This window comes from Candidatus Atribacteria bacterium, from assembly GCA_011056645.1.
GTDB classification, from domain to species: Bacteria; Atribacterota; Phoenicimicrobiia; order Phoenicimicrobiales; family Phoenicimicrobiaceae; genus Sediminicultor; species Sediminicultor quartus.
Genome location: DSEL01000216.1, coordinates 1 through 4,435, shown reverse-complemented (window position 1 = coordinate 4,435; position 4,435 = coordinate 1). Strand labels below are relative to the sequence as shown.

The window sequence follows — 4,435 nt, the reverse complement described above, 5'->3', positions numbered from 1 at the left end:
TTTCAGTATAATTTGCCTTTCATGTTTCCATTATTTGATTTATAAAGTCTATCATTTTAAAAAAGGTTTTTCAAATACATCTTTCTTATTCTTATCTTATTATCGTAAAACCTAAAATAATCTTTACTTTGAATTTGAAAAATGATACACTTTATGACAAATGTTAAAAATCATATATATAAATTTTGGAAGGAGTTTTTTAATGAATAAAGCTACAAACATTTTTAAAACTACTGCTATTTTAAGTTTTTGTTTTTTGATCTTATTGATGTTGATTCCGTCGGTTGTTTTGGCGGATGAAGGTACCACCGGTACTGAAACAAATCAGGAAGAGGCTGAAGTTATTCTTCCCCCCGAGACTATATTGTCTTCTTTTGAGGGAAACACCATTACTCTTGGTGAATTTAATCAATTATGGGAACAGATTCCGGAAGAGAATAAACTACAACTGGATAAGCGTTTAGTTCTTGACCAGATGATATCAGAAAAGCTACTTATTCAGGAAGCAAAAAATATGGGTTTAGAAGAAGACGAGGATGTAAAAGAACAGATTAAAAGGATGACCGAACAGATCATGGTTCAAGTCCTGATAGAAAGAGAAATATTAGATAAGGTAGAGGTTAATGAGGAAGAAATTTCAGAATACTATGAACAAAACAAAATAAACTTTACCGAAAAAGAGCAAATTCACTTGTATAATATTTTATTAAACACAGAGGAAGAGGCTCAAGCTGTTTTAGAACAATTAAAAGCGGAAGGAGATTTTAGTGAAATTGCCAAAGAAAAATCTACCGGTCCCAGTGCAGCTCAAGGTGGAGATTTAGGCTATATATCCAAAGGCACAATAATCCCGGAAATTGAAGAAGTCGTCTTTGCCTTAGAAATAGAAGAATTAAGCAATATCGTAAAAACCGATTACGGTTTTCATATTTTAAAAATCACCGATAAAAAAGCAGAAACTATAAAAACTCTTGAAGAGGTCAAAGAAGAAATCATCCAAACCTTACTGCCTACTAAACAAAAAGAAGCCTTTGATAATCTATTAAATGACTTAAAATCTAAGGTCGAAATTATCATTAATGAAGAGGCATTACAATAAGAAGAGTAGCATAGAACCTAAAGCGTTTAACGTATAGAGAGTAGGGGTTCGATAAATCGAACCCCTACAAATTACTAATTACTGTGTTTTATATGCTATCCGCTACTGGTTATAATTTTTCCAGGGGTGCAAAATTCATCGATAACTTTTTTAATCCCGCTTTTTCAAAATCTACTGTAATAAAAATATCATTTTTAGTATCACTTTTATTTAAAATAACTCCTACTCCCCAATCCGCGTGCCTTATTTTATCCCCCACTGCTACTTCAATTTTTTCTTTTTGCTTTTCAAGCGAAGGAATTTCTTCTCCTTTTTCTTCTAAGTACGCTTTTTCCTTAAGGTGCTTCGGAATCTCTGAAAAAAATCGTGATACACTGTTAAATAAAGTATTACCATTCAAATTTCTTCTCCAGGCATAGGTTAGATATAATCTTTCTTTCGCTCTGGTCATCCCCACATAACATAACCTTCTTTCTTCTTCTAATTCCTCCTCACTATGAAGAGAACGAGAATGAGGAAAGATGCCTTCCTCAAATCCGGTAATAAAAACTACCGGAAATTCTAAACCTTTAGCACTATGCAGGGTCATAACTGTAACTACATCCTCCTCTCCTTTATAAAGATCAATATCAGTGATTAAAGCAACGTATTCCAGGAAGGCAGTGATAGATTTATCTTCGTTGTTCTCTTCAAATTCTTGTACTGCCAGGATCAATTCTTTTATATTTTCAATTTTGATTTCCGCTTTAAATTCCCCTTCTTTTTTTAATTCCTCATAGTAATTGATTTTTCTAATTAATTCTATGAGCAGTTCGCTCCCCTTGATTTCTTTTTTCTTTTTGCTCAGCTCATCAATCAAAAAAACAAATTTGTCTATTGATTTTTTTCGTTCTGAAGAGATTTTTAATACCCTTAGTCCCTGTTTTAAAGCATGGTGAAAATCTAAATTACCTTTTCTGGCAATTTCCTCTATTTTGCTTAAAGTAATTTTACCTATACCTAAGGTGTGATTATTAATGATCCTTAAAAAACTCACTCCGTCTTTTTGGTCATAAATAAAACGCAGGTAAGCCAGAATATCTTTGACCTCTTTTCTCTCGTAAAATCTTAAACCACCAACTATTTTAAAAGGAATGCCTTGTTTACTAAATATCTCTTCAAATGCCCTCGATTGGGCGTTAGTCCGATATAAGATAGCAAAATTTTTAAAAGTTTTACCTTCTTCTTTGTTTAGTTTTATTATCTCTTGGCTTACCAATAACGCCTCATCCAGGGCGCTGATTGCTTCAAAACAAATTATCTTTTCTCCACCCTTTTTATCGGTCCAAAGTTCTTTGTCTTTGCGCTTCCTATTATGTTTTATCAGGTTAGTTGCTCCTTCTAATATCACTTTAGTAGATCTATAGTTCTGCTCTAATTTAATGACTTTACTTTGAGGAAAATCCTGTTCAAATCTTAAAATATTGCTTAAATCAGCTCCCCGGAATTTATAGATACTCTGATCGGGATCACCAACTACAAATAAGTTATGATCTTGGTGGGAAAGTAATTTTACTAACTGATATTGGGCTACATTTATATCCTGATATTCATCCACTAAAATAAATCTAAATTGATTCTGATAATTTTCCAAAACATCCGGTCGCTCTTTAAATAGTTTCACGGTTAATAAAATAAGATCTCCAAAATCCATAGCATTATTTTCTAATAAATCTATTTGATATTGTTGATAAACGCTTGCGGCAATCTTCTTAAAATAGCCAATAGCGTTATACTCAAACAATGCACTATCCTCTAAATTATTCTTTGCTTGGTCAATTATTGCAGCAATAACACTGAGGCTAAATTTTTTATTATCTAAGTCGAGGGTAACAAGGCACCTTCTAATCATGCTAAGTTGATCACTTTTATCATAAATAATAAAATTTTTATCGTAACCCAGAATATCTGCCTCCTGACGTAAAATCCGTGCACAAATAGAATGAAAAGTACCCATCCAAGTTCCTTTTATCATATTTCTATTAGAAATAATTTCGCCTAATAACTCAATCCTATTTTTCATCTCCTGTGCAGCTTTGTTGGTAAAAGTAACGGCTAGTATATTTCCGGGATTTATTTTCTTTTGAAAAATTAAGTAAGCAATTCGGTGAGCCAGAACTTTTGTTTTGCCACTGCCTGCACCGGCAATAACCAATATGGAAGCTTCTTTTGCTTTTACTGCTTCTTGCTGTTTAGTATTCAATTTTTCCAATATTTTCATCTTTTTCTATAACTCCCATTTTCCAAAGTTTTTCTCTAAGAGTCCTGATGTGATTTCCATTCCAAAATATTTTTCCACACTTAGGGCATCTTTTAAACCAATACCCTTTACCAAAAACATCACCTGGAATCTCTCCTTGAATTTCCTTTTCACGGACTAGCTGCAAAAAGCTATTGCAAGTTGAACATCTACAAAATAGATTTTCTTTATATATTTTTAACCTCAGTCCTTTTATAACTTGTTCTAATTGCCCGTCAAGATCATCTTTGCAAAGAAAAAAAATCCAGGGTAATTTTCTTAAAAACTTTACCCTGGATAACAAAATTCTATGTTCTCGTTTGGCTATATTAATAACTGATGTATAATCATTTTGAAAATACAGGACATCAAAACCTAAAATTCTGAGCAAAATTGCTAATTTTTGCAATCTATAAACTGCAAATCGATTTACTTTCATAATTTATTTTAAAAGATTTTCTAACCTGTCCAAGCCCTCTTTAATATCTTCCATAGATGTAGCATAAGATAACCTCAGATATCCTTCGGCTTCAAATGCACTTCCCGGAATTAAGGCAACTTCTATTTCCTTTAAAATAAAACAAGAGAGGTCAAATGAATTATCAATCTTCTTACCGTTATATTCAATTCCTCTATCTAATATTTTTCTTATATTAGGAAAGGCGTAAAAAGCTCCGGCTGGGGTAAGACAGGTCACTCCATTTATTTCCTTTAATCTTTTCACCATATATTTTCTTCGCTCATCGAAGGCTTTTCTCATCTCTTCGATAGCATCTTGTTTACCTTTTAAAGCTTCCACACTAGCTTTTTGAGCAATAGAATTAGGGTTAGAGGTACTATGCCCTTGAATATTGGACATACCTTTAATAATCTCTTCCGAACCTGCAGCATAACCAATTCTCCAGCCAGTCATAGCATAAGATTTAGATACTCCGTTGATAGTGATGATTTTTTCTTTTATTTCATCACTAAGTGAAGCTAAGCTTAAATGTTTTGCATTATCATAGATCAATTTTTCGTATATTTCATCACATATACAATAGATATTATATTTAAGG

Annotated in this window: 4 protein-coding genes; 1 reads left to right on the top strand and 3 read right to left on the bottom strand. The window is 32.4% G+C overall.

Annotated features, from left to right (window positions below; all coding sequences use genetic code 11):
* The first annotated feature begins 160 nt into the window (after positions 1-160).
* A complete protein-coding gene (locus tag ENO17_09965) occupies positions 161-1,099 on the top strand; it encodes a hypothetical protein (protein HER25356.1) in 939 nt (312 codons plus the stop codon).
* Between the two features lie 109 nt (positions 1,100-1,208).
* Here the strand turns inward: ENO17_09965 and ENO17_09960 are convergent, their stop codons facing one another.
* The 3 genes from ENO17_09960 to ENO17_09950 all read right to left on the bottom strand — a co-directional run.
* Positions 1,209-3,359 carry an ATP-dependent DNA helicase PcrA gene (locus ENO17_09960; protein ID HER25355.1) on the bottom strand — a complete coding sequence of 717 codons (2,151 nt, stop codon included), beginning with the start codon at positions 3,357-3,359 and terminating at the stop codon, positions 1,209-1,211.
* Complete coding sequence (locus ENO17_09955; protein ID HER25354.1) at positions 3,331-3,816, bottom strand: hypothetical protein; 486 nt, start codon at positions 3,814-3,816, stop codon at positions 3,331-3,333. Before ENO17_09955 ends, ENO17_09960 begins: the two co-directional genes overlap by 29 nt.
* A gap of 3 nt (positions 3,817-3,819) precedes the next feature.
* Positions 3,820-4,435: aminotransferase class I/II-fold pyridoxal phosphate-dependent enzyme (locus ENO17_09950; protein ID HER25353.1), on the bottom strand; the 616-nt coding region annotated here is incomplete at its 5' end.